This is a genomic window from Clostridium sp. (assembly GCF_036569345.1).
In the GTDB taxonomy this organism is placed as follows: Bacteria; Bacillota; Clostridia; order Clostridiales; family Clostridiaceae; genus Clostridium_AD.
In genome coordinates, this window is record NZ_DATCQT010000131.1 from 19,467 (window position 1) to 35,875 (window position 16,409).

A 16,409-nucleotide genomic window follows, 5' to 3' on the forward strand; every position below is an offset into this window, starting at 1 on the left:
TGCGTGAATTATGAATAAAGATAAAGCAATAGTAGTATTTAGTGGTGGACAAGATAGCACAACTTGTTTATTTTGGGCGCTTAAGAAATATAAAGAAGTTATCGCTGTATCATTCGATTACAGTCAAAAACACATATTAGAACTTCAATGTGCAAAAAACATATGCAAAGACCAAGGCGTTGAGTACCATTCTTTAGACTTAAACCTATTAAATCAACTAGCACCAAATTCATTAACAAGAAAAGATATAAAAGTTGACATAGAAGCTCCGAAAGATGATGTACCTAATTCCTTTGTAGATGGAAGAAACTTATTATTTTTAACCTTTGTAGCGGTATTCGCAAAACAAAGAGGAATAAGTAATATAATAACTGGTGTATCTCAAAGCGATTTTAGTGGTTACCCTGATTGTAGAGATATATTTATAAAATCTTTAAATGTTACCTTAAACTTAGCTATGGGCTATGATTTTGTAATAGAAACTCCTTTAATGTGGATTAACAAAGCAGAAACTTGGAAAATGGCTTATGATTTAGGTGTACTAGGCATCGTTAAAGAGGAAACTTTAACTTGTTATAATGGAATTAAAGGTAATGGTTGTGGAAACTGCCCATCTTGTAAATTAAGAAAAAAAGGGTATTTGGAATTCAAGGAAAAATATCTTCAAAAAAAAGACCTCTTATTAATTTGATAACAAAAATGAACTGATATTACATTGCTTGACTCTGTAATATCAGTTCATTTATTATGGAGTATATTTCTTTCCAGTTATTAACCCGAACTACATTTTCATTTAATGGTTTTCGATTATATTTTGTTTAAATGTTAGAAATCTTAGTATTATCGAAACTACGAATATTAATCATTAAATATCAAATAATAACTATAAGAATAAACTACAAGGAGTTGTTGTGAATTGACAAAATTACCATATGCCGATTTCAAAGAAAAAGAATTATTAGTTAAAGGCCAACTAATTAACGCTTCAAATAATGAAGAAACTACAGCACATTGTAGTAATACTTGCCCTAAGTGTGGAGTAAGAAAATGTATATTAAGTGAGGGACATTCTGGTAATCATCAATGCTCTGAAGGACATACTTGGTGATAATAAATGAGAGAAAGCATAAAATTACTTTCTCTCAATTAATTTAGTGGATTAAATTTAAATCAAAACAAAAATGACCTTCATAAATACAGTTGAAGGTCATTATGTTAATATACTATATAATAGTCCATTACAGAAATTTCTTCAAAACCACAATCTTCATAAAGGCCAAGTGCAGTTTTATTTTCTGTAGCAACTTCAAGATAGATATTATCTACATTTTTCTTATTTAATAGATCCAGCGCTGAATTTAAAATTTCTCGTCCATAACCTTTACTTCTAAACTTCGGAAGCACTCCAAAACCATAAATAAAACCTTCATTATCAGTTATGCTAATATGAATTTTGCCTATAATTTCTCCCTTAATCTCAGCCATATAGTTAATAAAACTATCATCTAAGATTTTGTATGGTTTTTCTATGTCCTCTTCAGCCTCTTTTTCGGGAATCCCAGAATAAATAGAATTTTGCCTATAAACTTCGGCGGCATCATCACTAGTCTCTAATCTTAGTTTAATTCCATTTACATGAATAACCTCAGATTTTCTTTTATTTAAGCACATTTTGTACTCTGCTGAAGCATATTCGGCTCTAATGGAGTTTATAAAGGCTAAACCTGAAACAGATGTATGGTCACATAACAATAACACCTCTAATGGGCATGTCTTTTTCCATTCTTCCTTAGCTAACAAATATAGTTTCTTAAAAACTCCTTTACGTCGAAACTTAGGGTGTACCATACCGCTGACTTCTAGCGTATTTCCTCCAAAATTACATAAACCTAAATAACCAACTAAAATTTCATTTTCGTAGTAGAGAAACTCTGCCATAAATTTATTTTTTATGGCATTATTCCTTTGACAATTTTTAAAATCAAGTTCTAATTTTAAATTAGTTTTTTGTTTTGCATAACATACAGCTTCTAGAATTTTAACAGCCTCATAGTCTTCTTCATTTAATTCTAACATCATAGAAATAGTATTCTTATAATTGTCCATTGTTTCCCCCTGAATTAATACATTTAAATCCTACTCTTATTCCTTTTACTTTTCCTATCTCTAGAAATAACCTTCCAGAAGTGTCTAAGAGTATGTAACCCTTCATAAAAAAATCCTGTTTTACAAAAGAAAAGCTCATCCCCTTTTGTTTTTACCTTCTGTCTATATGGGTAATCCTTGAGATTTCCCGAATAAAAAGCAAATTGATTTAAAATTTCGCACATATCTGTTGGTCTTATCTGATAAGACTCTAAAGAAGTAAGCTTAATTCCCCCTTGCTTTAAAGCTTCCATGACAAATTCAGAGCATATGTATGTTTTATAAATAGCACGCTTTTTATTGAAAATAAGCCCAATGGCTTGAAGAAAATTATAGTAATACACTTCTTTATCATTATATATATCATATATAAATTTTTTTATTAATTCATATTTTTCCAAGGTTACAGGTATTCTATATACAATAATCGGAACATCTTCCTCCAGTCCTATAGTTAAAGTAAATACACTTTCCCTTATGATACCACCTACAAGAGGATTGCTTATTGATAGTCTACAAAAGGAATACATTTGGCTTAAATTTTCATCTAAACTTATTGAAGAATGATTATATTTTCCTTTTAAAAATTTCCTTATTATCTTTCCTGTAGAAGTTGGTGTTCTTGAAATAACAACATAAACATACTTATCCATCTTACTTCTCCTTGTTACCACTTAATATAATTAAACTTATCATAACTCTTGAAAAAACGAAATCATTTATATTATAAACCTTACCTTAACTATTTAAAATAATTTTTTTATTTAATCTTTTTCCATCTATAAAAGTCTCATTGTAGTATTATTTACTTATTATTCATTTTTTAAGCATATGATTATTATAAATACAAAGAGATTTCTAATTGACAAAATTCTAAATTAAACATAATATTTTCTTAATGGCTATTTAAAATAAAGGAGCGATGACAATGAGAAAAGAATATATAAGTTATATGAATGATTTACCTATAAGTATCTCCCTTGAGAGTATAACCGAGTATCCAATACATTGGCATAATTCTATAGAAATAATTTTTGTTCTTGAGGGTACTATTAATGTACTTATAGAATCTGGGAACTACGAAGTCTTTCAGCGTGAACTTGAAATTATAAATTGTGATGAGGCCCATAGAATTTATTCAAAGGATAAAAATAAGGTTTTAATTTTCCACTTGGACCTTACATTTTTCGAAAAGTATTATGATGATATGGAAAATATCTATTTTTATACAAACTCCAGTGAAGAAGGTGCACAACAGGAAGAAAAGTATGATGTTCTTAGGAAATATTTATCTATTCTCGCTTGTGAAGTAATACAAAAAAGCGAAAATTTTGATGATCAAATAGATGATGTTTTAATAAAGTTATTATTCCATTTAATAAACAACTTTCACTATCTTACTTATGATGAGAAAGAAATAAAAGAAAATCAAATACAATTTCAAAGGTATCATAGAATTATCAAATACATCTATAACAACTACATGAATAAAATAACCCTGCAAGATTTATCTAACCTTGAATATTTAAGTTCTTATTATTTATGTCATCAAATAAAAGATATTACTGGAACAAATTTTAAAGAGTTAGTAAATAACGTACGAGTAGATGAATCTATTAAATTACTATTAGATACAGATAAAACTATATCAGATATTTCAGAAGATGTTGGATTTTCTCATACTAGATATTACAATAAGAGCTTTAAAGATTATTATAAATGTACCCCACTACAATTCAGGAAAAAGTATCATATACCTGAAGATAAATTTGATAGTTTTAAAAAAATGCAGACTTATGATTTATCTGAGTCACTGGAGTATTTGTCTTATTATTTAGAAGACTATGATAGATTCAACTATACTAACAAAATTATAAAACTTCAAACAGATTTTACGCTAACAAGTACGATGTTACAACATAGATGGAAAGAAAAAATAAATTTAGGTGAAGCAGTAGAACTCATTAAAGCAAGGGAACAAGGATATTTGAGATCTATTCAAGAGGCTATAGGATTTAAAGATGGTATAGTTCAAAACCTATTTGTAAAAGAAATGAAAATATATTTTAATGAAAATGTAAAGTTTCTTAATTGGAATGAAGTTGAAAAACTATTAGAATTTTTAATGGACATATCCCTTGTACCACTAATAATTTTGAACAAGATTTTTGAGGATAAAAATTCTTTCATAAAACTTTTAGAAAGCTTTATACTATATTTTGCTGATATATACGGAATTGAGGTGGTAAAACTATGGAAATTCCAGGCCTCAAAAGATTTATCTACAGAGTATATTGAAACTACAAGAAAAATTTTTGAAAAATATGAATTGCAGAATCTAATAGAGGATCCCTTTAATATTACACCAGCAATAAATACTATTTATGATTCTTCTTATATGCTTCCATATATTATTCATAATTTTATTAACAATACTAGTAGCTTACTGACTCTAAAAGCTTTTGATACTGTAGAGGAAAACTCAATTTTAAATAATGAATTGTTCTTTGGCTCACCAGGATTACTTACCTTAGATGGAATAAAGAAGGCTTCCTACTATGCATATTATTTATTGTCAAAACTTGGAGATGAGGTTATAGATAAGGGTGATGGATATATTATCACAAGGCGAGATGAAGATATACAGGTCTTACTCTACAGTTATAGCGATGAACTTAATACCCTAATTAAGTTAGAAGATTTATATAAAGGTAAGGGCAGTAAAAATATTACTGAGAAAAAGATATCCTTATCCATTAAAAATTTAATTCATGACTATAAAGTTATTAAATATGAAATTGGAGAAAAATTTGGTTCAGCTTACGACATTTGGTTACGTATGGGTAAACCAAAAAGACTTGGTTATGATGAGTGGAAAATTTTAGATAAAATTTCAGAACCCAACATTTCTTTGTCTTTCGCTAAAAAAACAGCAGTTTATAATAATATAATAAAGATGGAAGGTTATAGTTCTACCTTAATAGTTCTTCAAAAAGTACAAAAACACCTGTTTTAAGGTGTTTTTTTGTTATTTAAGCATTTTATAAACTTACATGTTAGCAACTTCGTACTTTTTATCTAGCAATTGTGTGAATGTAAATATTTTCATAATAGAGTAGAATTATATTATAGAAACAAAAATTTTTAAGGAGTAGTGGATTTCATGACAATGACAAGTGTCGCAGAAAGTAATAGAATGTTTGGAGAGGAGAAGATTGGAAAATTATTATTAAAATTTTCTGTACCAGCTATAATTTCTTTAATGGTAGCAGAAATGTACAACATGGTGGATTCTATGTTTTTAGGGCAAGCCATAGGAGCTAATGCAATTGGTGCTTTAACCATAGCCTTTCCAATTCAAAGACTGTTTTTTGCAATATCTATGCTTATTGCTATTGGTGCTTCTACTTCCGTTTCAAGAAGTTGTGGAGATAAAGATTTCGAAAATTTAAAAATCATTATACCAAATGCTATAGTTCTAATGCTTATAATAGTATCTGTAATTGGCACTGGTATATTTATTTTCCAAGATAAAATTTTAATTAGTCTAGGTGCTTCAAAAAACACATTCCCTCTTGCAAAAGAATATGTAAGTATAATATTGATTGGTGTACTCTTTCAATCTTTCACAGTAATAGCTTCTTATATAATAACTTCTTTTGGAAACACCAAGATAGTCTTATTAAGTACTTCTATTGGAGCAATTTTTAATGTAATTATAGATTATTTTCTAATAAATGTATTTTCTTTTGGGGTAAAAGGAGCTGCTATAGCAACAGTTATATCTCAAATAATAGCTTTTTTATATGTGTTAATTGTATTTATACAATTAAAAATGGGATTAAAATTTTCTTTTAAATTAACCCTTAATAAAGTAGTATCAATTGGAATAATATATGTTGGATTTTCAACCTTTATAATAGAGATATCAGACGCAGTAGTAGCTGCTATATTAAACAATCTACTATTCTCCTATGGTGGAGATTTGGCCATTGTAACAATCGGCCTTACTACAAGAGTTTCAATGTTTTTATTTATGACAATCATGGGTATAAGCTCTGCTATGCAACCTATAGCCGCCTATAATTATGGAGCTGGAAATTATACGAGATTAAAAGAAGTTGTTAAAAAATCTATAATTGCAGTCTCTGTAAGTTCAACATTATTATGGGCACTATTTATGATTTTTTCAAAACAACTTATAGGCATATTTATAAATGATAGTGCCATTATAGATCAAACCACAAAGGCATTTAGAATGGTTATAGCTGTATTCCCTTGCATTGGAGTATATTATTTAGCAATATCATATTGCCAAGCTATAAATAGGGTTAAAACCTCTTTCAAGTTATCTATCTTTAGGCAGATAATAATATTTATTCCACTGGTTTATTCATTTGTAGGTGGTTTAGGAATGGGAGTACCTGGAGCATGGCTCGCTTATCCTGTATCGGATATGATATCCTTTATTACAGCTACTATATTTATTAATTATACTTATATCTCTTTAGAAATATTAGAGAGACATCAAATTTTTAAAATTAATAAAGCTAAACTTGCTCATGCGTCTATTTAAAATTCGCTAAACCTGCTCTATTTGCCCTTCTTTTATCATATTTATATCTCCATAAAAGTATACTTTTTTATTCATTACAATGATTCCGTCTCCATCATTACATGTATAAATCGTTTTACCCGTATTATTAGAATATTTCTTTAACTCCTCCAAATAATTGCACTGCTTATTCCAATGTGGCATAAAGTCAAAATCAACTAGATCTAAAGATGATAGGTTTGATAATCCTACTATATCCTTTGATCCAAATTGTGCAGCTGAAATATCTTTCGCCATCATTATTGCACCTGCACATAATCCTATAATATAACCGCCATTTTCCACATACTTTCTTAGTTTTGTTATGAAATATCTTTTCTTTAAGTTATTTAAAAAATAATACGTATTCCCACCTGATAGATATATTACATCTGACCTAAATATTTTATCTATTTTATCTATATTACAAAAATCATCTATATCAAAATAATTAACATCAAAATCTCCATATTCACTTAATTTAGTTTTTGCCTCTTCAAAATGTTTTAGTTTTGCATCAGTCATTGAAGGTATATAGCTTAAAGTATACTTTTTATCTAAAAATATATCTTTTATTTTTCTTTTTAAATTTACATTATCTTTATCTGTAAAACCACTGAGAAGAATTAATGCTCCCATATTATTGTCAACTCACTTCCATCTTATAATTATAACACGTTTTCTTGTAAACCTATACATTCCTGAGTTTTTATCACTATAAAATTTTATAAAAACACCTAACATATATTTTTCTAACGCCATTCGGGCACGTAATATTTATATATATATAAATAAAAAAGCTCTACGAAATCACTTTGGAAGTGACTCCGTAGAGTTATCTACGTGTAGGAAAGTCCCCTGTACCTCTAACAAATGTTTGGTGCACTCACTTTATGTGTTATATATTATCATATTATTAATATAATGTATATAAAAACACAATAAAAATACAATTAAGTTAAATTTAAATTTATTAAACTTATATATTTCTATAATTTATATTCAAATTATAAAATGATCTATGTTGACATTATAAATAATACATGTATAATTAAAACTAAATGTTATGAAAGATAAAAGTAAGTAGCTTTTCAATTTAAAGAGAGCCAATGCTGGTGGAAATTTGGTGATTGAAACTACCCAAAGAAGCTCTGGAGCAGTGGACTGAAATATTTGAGTAAGTTCAACGGAAACTTTCCGTTAAAAAAGTGCAATATATTTTTTATTGTTTCGAGTGGATTTAGACATTTAAATATGTCTTTTCATCAATTTAGGTGGTACCGCGGAAGTTTACCTTTCGTCCTATTATATTATAGGACGAGAGGTTTTTTTATTCCAAATAGTTTTTATAAGAAAGGATGATTAAAATGGATTATTTAAAACTAGCAGATTTACTGTTACCTACCATACATGAAACTCCAGAATACTATAGAAATCTTTACCCAAAAAGGAATCTTAAACCGGATGCTAAGGTTACAAGATATGCCCCAAGCCCTACTGGTTTTCAGCACCTTGGAGGCGTATTCGCTGCTCTCATTTCTGAGAGGGTAGCTCATCAAAGTGAAGGAATATTTTATTTTAGAGTAGAGGATACTGACAAAAAGAGAGAGGTGGTTGGTGCCATTGAAGATAGCACCAATACCCTAAGGGATTTCGGAATTAATTTTGATGAAGGAGTCGTAGATTCAGGTAGTGAGAAAGGTGCATACGGACCTTATAAACAAAGCGATCGAATTAATATATATCATGCTTTTGTAAAATCACTTATAAAACAAGGTTTGGCCTATCCTTGCTTTTGCACTGAAGAATCTTTAGATATCACAAGGAAAATTCAGCAGGAACTTAAAATCAATACAGGGTATCATGGGAAATGGGCTGTTCACAGAAATTCTACTCTTGATGAAATTAATAATGAATTATCAAAGGGTACCCCTTTTGTTATAAGACTTAGATCTCCTGAGGATTCCGGCAAAAGAGTAGTTTGTGATGATTTAATTAAAGGAACCATAAGTATGCCAGAAAATGATCAGGACATTGTAATCCTTAAAACTAATGGGATTCCAACATATCATTTTGCCCATGCTGTAGATGATTATTTAATGGGAACAACCCATGTAATACGTGGTGAGGAATGGCTTTCATCTCTTCCTATACATCTGCAATTATTTGAAATGCTTGGTTTTACTGCTCCACACTACGCACATATACCAACAATTATGAAAATGGATGGAACATCAAAACGTAAACTAAGTAAAAGAAAGGACCCTGAAATTTCAGTAGATTTTTATAAATCGCAAGGCTATCCTTTTATATCTGTAACTGAGTATCTTGTAAATCTTATTAACTCTGATTTTCAAGAGTGGAGATCTGAGAATGTTAATATTCCTTGCACGAGCTTTAAAATCAAACTTGAAAATATGAGCAAAAGTGGAGCTTTATTTGATATTTTAAAACTTAATGATATTAGTAAAAGTGTTATAGCTAACATGGATGCAAGCACAGTTTATAATCTTTATCTAAATTGGGCTAAAGAATATGATATAACAATTGCTGATTTGCTAATTAAGAATGAGAACTATTCGAAAAAGATATTTAATATTGAAAGAGAAAATGAAAAACCAAGAAAGGATTTCGTAAAATGGTTAGATGTTGCAGATCATATTAAATACTTCTTTGATGATCTTTATAAAATTAGTATTAATGAAGGTTACAACTTTCCTGCTCATATACCAATGGAAAACGTAGTCGAAGTTCTTAAAGAATATATAGACGTATACAATTATTCTCATGATAATGACACTTGGTTTGCAACCGTTAAAGAACTTTCTGAAAAATTAGGGTATGCAAAAAATGCAAAAACTTATAAAAAGAACCCTGATTTATATAAAGGTCAACTCTCTGATGTTGCTACAATTATAAGAGTTGCTTTAACCAATAAAACACAAACTCAAGATTTACATGAAGTAATGCAAGTTATGGGTGAGAACCGTGTTATAAAAAGATTAAGTCAAGATTTTATTTAATATATATAAACTAAAGTCCAGTAAGAAATTTTTAAACAAACTTCTTACTGGACTTTTAATTGTTTTTAGTTCTATGAAATTTGTTTATTCACTAAACCTGAAATGCATTAACTGCTTCAGTAAGCTTAGCTGCGAGACTTTTTAAGTCTTGAGTGTGTGATACTATTTGATCTATGCTAGCTAATTGCTGCTCAGTAGTTGCTGCAACCTCCTGAGTAGCAGCCGAATTTTCTTCCGTTGAAGCCGAAAGAGTCTCTAAAATGACCACTATCTCATTTTTCTCTGTTTCCATATCAATGCTATAACCCTTAATGCTCTCCATATCTTCTGAAACTTTACCGATAGACTTTAATATTTGGGTAAATATACTTTTAGCATCTATTACAGATTTACTTTGTTCTATAGCAATTGCACTTCCATTTTCCATTGCTTTAACAGCATCTTTTGATTTTTTTTGTATTCCATCGATTAACTCTCTTACTTTTGCGGCAGACACGGCAGACTGTGAAGCAAGCTTTCTTACTTCTTCAGCAACTACAGCAAAGCCTTTCCCCTGTTCACCTGCTCTAGCAGCTTCTATAGCAGCATTAAGTGCCAATAAGTTTGTTTGCTCTGATATCTGGCTAATTGCCTGTGTTATTGCTCCGATTTCTATGGAGTTTCTATCAACCTCTAATATTATATCACTGACCTTTTTCGAAGCCTTGTTGTTTTCTTCTGATTTTTTTAGAAGAAGTTCAAATGTATCGAGGCCCTTATTCCCTATCCCAACTGTAGCAACTGTTGCCTCATTAGTTTTTATAGAAAGTCCTGTAACAAGCTCAATTTTATCTGCTAATCTCTTAACCCTATCTACTCCATTCTGAGTTTCTGTAGCTTGTTCACTTGATCCTCTTGCAATCTCATCAACAGAAGCTGCTACTTCATTTATAGAAGCCGTGTTTTCATCAACAATGGCATCTAATACTTGAGTTGAGTTAAATACAACAGTAGCAGATTTTTTTACTGAGCTTGCTAATTCATTTACATTCTCAACCATTATATTAAATGATTCATTCAACTTTCCAATTTCATCCCTGTTTTTTATATTTAAATTAGGAGGATTTAAGTTACCAGAAGCTACAATATCCACAGCTTCACCTATTTTTCTAATTGGAGCAGATATATGTTTTGCAAATAATACAATTACAGTTGATCCTAAAACAAGCACTGCTAAAAGTACATAAAGTGTAATATCTAAAATTTTATTTGATCCCACATTAAAATCATTTACATAGGTTCCAGCACTAACAACCCATCCCCAATTAGGGTCTGTCTTCTGATAAGTTATTTTGCTTGAAATCTTATCTGATTTAGGAAGAGTCCACCAGTAAGTTAAATATCCTCCTCCAGCATTACCTATTTTAATCTGATTTTGAACCAAATAGCTACCATCTTTCTTATCTTGAACATTTATTACACTTTTTCCCTCTAAAGAAGGATGGGCTGCTTCAACTCCATCTTTTGTATATGCAAGCAAATACCCGTTCTGTCCAAGACTAATGTTTTTATTAATAGGTCTTGTACCGTCTGGATTTTTTTTACCTAACATATATTCCCTGGTTTTCTCTTGCGCTTCTTCAAGCGTTAACTTTCCAGCATCTACAAGTTTTTGATTTGCATCAATTACCATAAGCGTCATTTCTACGCTATTTTTTAACAAAATTTTTCCACTGTTTTCAAGTTCTCCTTTTGCAACTATATAACTAATTATTCCCAAAGCAAGTACAGGTATAAGTAACAGCATCCCTGTCACTAGTATAAGTTTCGTCTTAATATTTAATCCTTTTGTTTTCTTTATTAACTTTAATTTTTTTGCCACCTTTGCCATAAGTTTATCCCCCTCGATTTTAATTCTCTTTATTATCGACAAGTTATGACATTTACTTAATAGCAAATAGAAAATAATTTCTATATTATATTTTATAACCTAAATTTATTCATTTTCTCTCTAAATTCGAATTTTCTAAGTCCACGTTAATTTAATGTTAAAATATAGAGGGGCGGTTAATAACTTTAATATAAGTTATTAATCGTCCCTCTATATTTTCTGAACTTGCCACTTGCCATGTTGGTGACACCTAATTTTCACTTTCCTTTTCCTTCTCTTCTAAGAGCTGATTTGTATACAGGTCATAGTAGTAACCTTTCTTTTTTAATAGTTCTCTGTGATTTCCTGATTCCGTAATCTGTCCATTTCTTATAACAAGAATTGTATCTGCAGATACAATAGTTGAAAGTCTATGAGCAACTACAAAACTAGTTCTACCATTTAGAACCTTATCTATGGCATTTTGTATCATTCTTTCTGTCTCGGTATCTATAGATGATGTAGCTTCATCAAGAACAAATAATGCTGGGTCTGCTACAATGGCTCTAGCAAATGATATAAGTTGTTTCTCTCCAGTAGACAGATTGCCTCCACCCTCGCCAACTTGCGTTTCATAACCTTTTTCTAGTTTACTTATAAAATCATGAGAATTTACAAGCCTTGATGCATTTTCTATTTCACCTTGCGTTGCATTAAGTTTTCCATACATAATGTTATCTCTTATAGTTCCACTAAATAAATGTGGACTTTGAAGCACATAACCAATATTTGATTGAAGCCATAATAATGATCTTTCTCTATAATCTTTTCCATCAATTAATATTTCTCCACTAGTTGGCTCATAAAATCTACAAAGCAAATTTACTAAGGTGCTCTTACCAGAACCAGTTTCTCCAACTAGAGCTATAGTTTGTCCTTTTTCTACTTTTAGATTAAAGTTCTGAAGCACCTTTTCACCGTTTTTATATGTAAAACTCACATCTTTAAACTCTATATCTCCATGTATTTCTTCCCAGTTTTCTTTTTTTGAATCAAATAAATCTCCGTATTTCGCAATTACATCTTTCCTGTCCCATATTTCAGGCTCAGTTTCTATAAGTGATATAATTCTCTCTGCGGATGCCTGTGCATTCTGAAGTTCTGCAATAGTCCCAGCTAACTGACTTACAGGGTCAAAAAACTGTACTGTATATGCGATAAACATTACAAAAGTACCATATGATAAAGAATGCGATATAACGTCTTCTCCACCTATCCATAAGGCGAACCCTGCTCCAACACTTCCCATAGATATGACAATTGGAAGAAACAGAGCCGAAAACATAGCCGCCTTAACTGATGAATTTCGCATTTTACCCGCATCTACCTTAAATTCTTTTAAGTTTTCCTCTTCACGAACAAGAGTTTTAGTAGTTTTAGCTCCAGATACTTCCTCACTAAAATCTGCAGTTAATAAAGAATTTAATTTTCTAACTTTTCTATAAGACTTTAATATTTTCTTTTGAAAAAATATTCCTATTAAAAACAAAATTGGAACAACACTCATACATATAAGAGTTAATCGAACATTATTATAGAGCATTACTCCTATAAAGCCGCTCATCATGACCACTGCCCATACCATATCAATTAATCCCCAGGATATTATTTCACTCAGCCTTGTAACATCTGAGGTCATCCTTGCCATAAGCCATCCCACAGAGGAATTATCATAATATGAAAAAGATAACTGTTGAAGTCTTTTAAACCCAAGTTTTCTTATATAATAAGCTAAATGTGTTTCAATTTTACCTGCCTGTATTATAAATAATCTTACATTTAATGCTTGAAAAACAATTATACAAAAATATACCACTGCAAATGCTGTAAGTCCATTTATAGTTTTTTTTACTATAAAATTATCTATTGCATATCTCGTAAGAAGAGGCATTACTACATCAATACCTGCGACGCCTACCATTAAAAAGGCCAAAAATATAAGTCCCTTTTTAAATTCTGAAAGATATTTAAAGAGTTTTCTCCATATACCTATATCTATCTTTTGAGTTTGTTTATTCTCGTCTATCCTAGCCATAATATTACCTACCTTTTAATCATAACTTACATACATTCATCATTTAGTGCATCTAAAGACGTCTGTATCTCCCATATCCTTTTATATATGCCATCTTTTTTGATTAGCGTCTCATGAGTTCCTATATCTTCTATCTTTCCATGGTTTATTACTATAATTTTATCTGCACCCATTACTGTTGAAATTCTGTGAGAGATTATGAAGGTTGTGTTATTTTTACTTTTCTTTTTAAGTTTTCCTCTTATAACCTTGTCGGTCTGCGTATCTACAGCACTCAATGAATCATCAAATATTAGTATAGGCATTTTGTTAATAAGTGTTCTTGCAATTGCAACCCTTTGTCTTTGTCCACCTGATAATGTAACACCTTTTTCCCCAACTATTGTGTCATACCCTTTTTCAAAGGAAGTAATAACATTATGCACTGCAGCTATCTCAGCTGCATCACGAATTTCTATATCTTTAGAGTGTATTTTTGCCATTTTAATATTTTCCTTTATAGTTCTTGAATATAGAAAAGGCTCTTGAAGCACTATTCCTACCTTACTTCTCATATGCTTTCTTTCAATATCCTTAAGCTCTACTCCATCAACTTTTATAGATCCACTACTGTAATCATAAAGTCTTAATAAAAGATGTACTAGAGATGATTTACCTGAACCTGTTGGTCCAACAATAGCAACCGTTTCACCTTTTTTCACTTTAAAAGTAATATCTTTAAGAATTGGGTTATTTCCCTCATATTCGAAGTTTACATGTTCAAAGCTTATATCTCCTTTAATCTCACTCTTAAGTGCTTGTCCATATTCCTGTTCCACAGGAACATCAAGGATATTTGTTATCCTATGCAGAGAGACTGACATTTTTCCCATATCAGAGAGAATTCTACCTAGCTGCCTTACAGGCCATAATAACATTCCTTCATAAGTGTTAAATACTACCAACGTACCCAAACTTATCTGTCCATTAACTGCAAAATATATTCCTGATACTAAAACCAAACCAATTTGACTCATGCAAAGTATATCTGATGTAGACCAATAACTTGATAATAGCTTTACCAATTTAAAATTTAAATCCCTATATTTCATATTTTCTTTTTCATATTTTTCAATTTCAAAGTTCTGCCTTCCAAAAGCTTTTACTACCCTAACTCCACTTAAATTTTCTTGAAGGACTGTTGTTAGAACGCCCTCTTGTGCATCTGATTTAGTAAAAGTGTTTTTAATCTTGTAAAAAAACACATATGAATATATAAATATAATCGGCACAACAACCATCGCAATAGCTGTCATCTTTTTATTAAGTGACAGCATCATAATAATTGCAAATCCTACTATAAAAAATGCTCTTCCTATTTCAACCATTTGAGTTGCAAAAAACTTTCTAACTGTTTCCACGTCAGATGTACATCTTTGAATAAGATCACCGGATTCTGCTTTTACATGATATCCATATGGTAGATTTTGAATATGATCATAAAGCTTCATTCTCATATTCCTCGCAATGTTTTCAGCAGCCTTCGCCGAAAGGTTTCCTCTTAGAAACAAGAAAACCCCTCTTAAACATGTTAATATTATAAGACATAGTGCGCATATCCATAAATTTCTAGAAAGCACTTTTGTACCACCAAGTACAATAACCAGCTTTTGCATAACTCGTGGAACATCCATAGGTTTATTCCCTATTATTGAATCTATTGTTACTTTTATAACCATAGGCTCTAGCATTGCGATGAATGTAGCTACAGCTATAGAAAGTATTGCTGCAGTATATAATAATCTATTTCCCTTAGTTAACTCTAAAAGTTTCTTCATATAATTTTTCTCCTCGTGGCCAGTCCTAACAAACGATAATCATTTTTTCAGTTTTTCACCTATTTCAATTCTTTACCTATATACTTCCTAGTCTCATCTTCTGTGCTAGTATACGCTGTACTCATTTTGCTTCTGAACTCATCTTCGCTTGTGCAAAAGTCTGGGATTCCCAACGTCTTTATAACCCCGTGTTTAACTTCAGGAGTTACATACGAAAATGTCATATTTAATACATCTTCTTCATTTCTATTGAAATTTTCAAATTCTCTTTTTAAATCATCAATAGTTTTCCTTGACCTACGATGTATTTTTGCTTTTCTTTTAATTTGCTGACCTTCATTGCCACTTCTTAAAACCCTCAAAGCTTTCAAAAATTGTTCTTTGTCCATACCTCTTAGTTTTAAAATAACAAACGGATCTTTATCAAATTCAAGCCCAAGCATGTAATGAACTGCCGCTATATGTTTGCATGGATTTGCAACATCGTGGCATGTACACTGAGTTATTAAATGTATTTGTTTTTTGGGAAAAAGGGAGACTCCCCCTTCCTTAAAAGCTTCTTCTATATTTTCCGGCATTTCTCCATTCAAAAGCTTCGCACAAAATATAGATTTTTGAGACATAATATTCATGATTTTTTTCCACTGTTCCTCTGAAAAACTATCAATTTCCATCTTTACTTTATAAGGAATTAAACTAACACCCTGAACTTCAGCCTTTACTTCGCCCTTTGAAAATTCTAAACTAAGTACATTGCCCGCTCTTGCGTATTCACGCCCTTTATCCATTCTAGAACTTATAGTAAAACTAGAAATCGCATTATTCCATTTTTTAGACCACCAATTACTACCAAATTCATTTCTTACTCTTCCATTCACGAGCTTAC

At 30.5% G+C, this 16,409-nt stretch carries 12 protein-coding genes and 1 other annotated feature; of the genes, 5 read left to right on the forward strand and 7 right to left on the reverse strand.

Translation table 11 applies throughout. The features are described 5' to 3' along the window. Window positions 1-10 precede the first annotated feature (10 nt). Together queC and VIM70_RS12575 are read left to right on the forward strand one after the other, a co-directional pair. Window positions 11-691 (forward strand): 7-cyano-7-deazaguanine synthase QueC, encoded by a 681-nt coding sequence (gene queC, locus VIM70_RS12570; protein WP_331946108.1) that lies wholly within the window; start codon window positions 11-13, stop codon window positions 689-691. A 225-nt stretch (window positions 692-916) separates the two neighbouring features. After that, the gene (locus VIM70_RS12575) at window positions 917-1,108 is read left to right on the forward strand and encodes a hypothetical protein (protein ID WP_331946109.1); all 192 of its coding nucleotides are present in this window, start codon (window positions 917-919) and stop codon (window positions 1,106-1,108) included. 107 nt (window positions 1,109-1,215) lie between these two features. Here VIM70_RS12575 and VIM70_RS12580 read toward each other — a convergent pair whose 3' ends face one another. After that, on the reverse strand, window positions 1,216-2,106 hold the full coding sequence (locus tag VIM70_RS12580) for a GNAT family N-acetyltransferase (protein WP_331946110.1): 891 nt from the start codon (window positions 2,104-2,106) through the stop codon (window positions 1,216-1,218). A 23-nt stretch (window positions 2,107-2,129) separates the two neighbouring features. Further along, the gene (locus tag VIM70_RS12585; RefSeq protein WP_331946111.1) at window positions 2,130-2,798 is read right to left on the reverse strand and encodes a hypothetical protein; all 669 of its coding nucleotides are present in this window, start codon (window positions 2,796-2,798) and stop codon (window positions 2,130-2,132) included. A 275-nt stretch (window positions 2,799-3,073) separates the two neighbouring features. Here VIM70_RS12585 and VIM70_RS12590 point away from each other — a divergent pair, with 275 nt between their 5' ends. Beyond that, on the forward strand, window positions 3,074-5,161 hold the full coding sequence (locus tag VIM70_RS12590) for a helix-turn-helix domain-containing protein (protein WP_331946112.1): 2,088 nt from the start codon (window positions 3,074-3,076) through the stop codon (window positions 5,159-5,161). Window positions 5,162-5,308: 147 nt separating this feature from the next. Beyond that, window positions 5,309-6,721: an MATE family efflux transporter gene (locus tag VIM70_RS12595; RefSeq protein WP_331946113.1), complete on the forward strand. Its 1,413-nt coding sequence runs from the start codon at window positions 5,309-5,311 to the stop codon at window positions 6,719-6,721. 6 nt (window positions 6,722-6,727) lie between these two features. On the opposite strand, the gene VIM70_RS12600 is transcribed toward VIM70_RS12595, so the two are convergent. Continuing rightward, window positions 6,728-7,378, reverse strand: coding sequence for a Type 1 glutamine amidotransferase-like domain-containing protein (locus tag VIM70_RS12600; protein WP_331946114.1), 651 nt, complete (start codon window positions 7,376-7,378; stop codon window positions 6,728-6,730). A gap of 418 nt (window positions 7,379-7,796) precedes the next feature. Further along, window positions 7,797-8,047 (forward strand) — a binding site (T-box leader). Between the two features lie 59 nt (window positions 8,048-8,106). Between VIM70_RS12600 and gltX the strand changes: the two genes are divergently transcribed. Then, window positions 8,107-9,762, forward strand: a complete 1,656-nt coding sequence (gene gltX, locus VIM70_RS12605) for a glutamate--tRNA ligase (protein WP_331946115.1) — start codon at window positions 8,107-8,109, stop codon at window positions 9,760-9,762. A 91-nt stretch (window positions 9,763-9,853) separates the two neighbouring features. On the opposite strand, the gene VIM70_RS12610 is transcribed toward gltX, so the two are convergent. The 4 genes from VIM70_RS12610 to VIM70_RS12625 form a co-directional block, all read right to left on the reverse strand. After that, a complete protein-coding gene (locus VIM70_RS12610; RefSeq protein ID WP_331946116.1) occupies window positions 9,854-11,632 on the reverse strand; it encodes a methyl-accepting chemotaxis protein in 1,779 nt (592 codons plus the stop codon). A gap of 250 nt (window positions 11,633-11,882) precedes the next feature. Then, on the reverse strand, window positions 11,883-13,706 hold the full coding sequence (locus VIM70_RS12615; RefSeq protein WP_331946117.1) for an ABC transporter ATP-binding protein: 1,824 nt from the start codon (window positions 13,704-13,706) through the stop codon (window positions 11,883-11,885). Between the two features lie 26 nt (window positions 13,707-13,732). Beyond that, a complete protein-coding gene (locus VIM70_RS12620) occupies window positions 13,733-15,523 on the reverse strand; it encodes an ABC transporter ATP-binding protein (protein WP_331946118.1) in 1,791 nt (596 codons plus the stop codon). Between the two features lie 59 nt (window positions 15,524-15,582). Next, window positions 15,583-16,401 carry a hypothetical protein gene (locus VIM70_RS12625; RefSeq protein WP_331946119.1) on the reverse strand — a complete coding sequence of 273 codons (819 nt, stop codon included), beginning with the start codon at window positions 16,399-16,401 and terminating at the stop codon, window positions 15,583-15,585. Window positions 16,402-16,409: the final 8 nt, after the last annotated feature.

Bases quoted from the DNA above. Each gene is read 5' to 3' on its own strand.
- queC (WP_331946108.1), top strand. From the start codon at position 11: ATGAATAAAGATAAAGCAATAGTAGTATTTAGTGGTGGACAAGATAGC.
- VIM70_RS12580 (WP_331946110.1), bottom strand. From the start codon at position 2,106: ATGGACAATTATAAGAATACTATTTCTATGATGTTAGAATTAAATGAA.
- VIM70_RS12585 (WP_331946111.1), bottom strand. From the start codon at position 2,798: ATGGATAAGTATGTTTATGTTGTTATTTCAAGAACACCAACTTCTACA.
- VIM70_RS12590 (WP_331946112.1), top strand. From the start codon at position 3,074: ATGAGAAAAGAATATATAAGTTATATGAATGATTTACCTATAAGTATC.
- VIM70_RS12595 (WP_331946113.1), top strand. From the start codon at position 5,309: ATGACAATGACAAGTGTCGCAGAAAGTAATAGAATGTTTGGAGAGGAG.
- VIM70_RS12600 (WP_331946114.1), bottom strand. From the start codon at position 7,378: ATGGGAGCATTAATTCTTCTCAGTGGTTTTACAGATAAAGATAATGTA.
- gltX (WP_331946115.1), top strand. From the start codon at position 8,107: ATGGATTATTTAAAACTAGCAGATTTACTGTTACCTACCATACATGAA.
- VIM70_RS12610 (WP_331946116.1), bottom strand. From the start codon at position 11,632: ATGGCAAAGGTGGCAAAAAAATTAAAGTTAATAAAGAAAACAAAAGGA.
- VIM70_RS12615 (WP_331946117.1), bottom strand. From the start codon at position 13,706: ATGGCTAGGATAGACGAGAATAAACAAACTCAAAAGATAGATATAGGT.
- VIM70_RS12620 (WP_331946118.1), bottom strand. From the start codon at position 15,523: ATGAAGAAACTTTTAGAGTTAACTAAGGGAAATAGATTATTATATACT.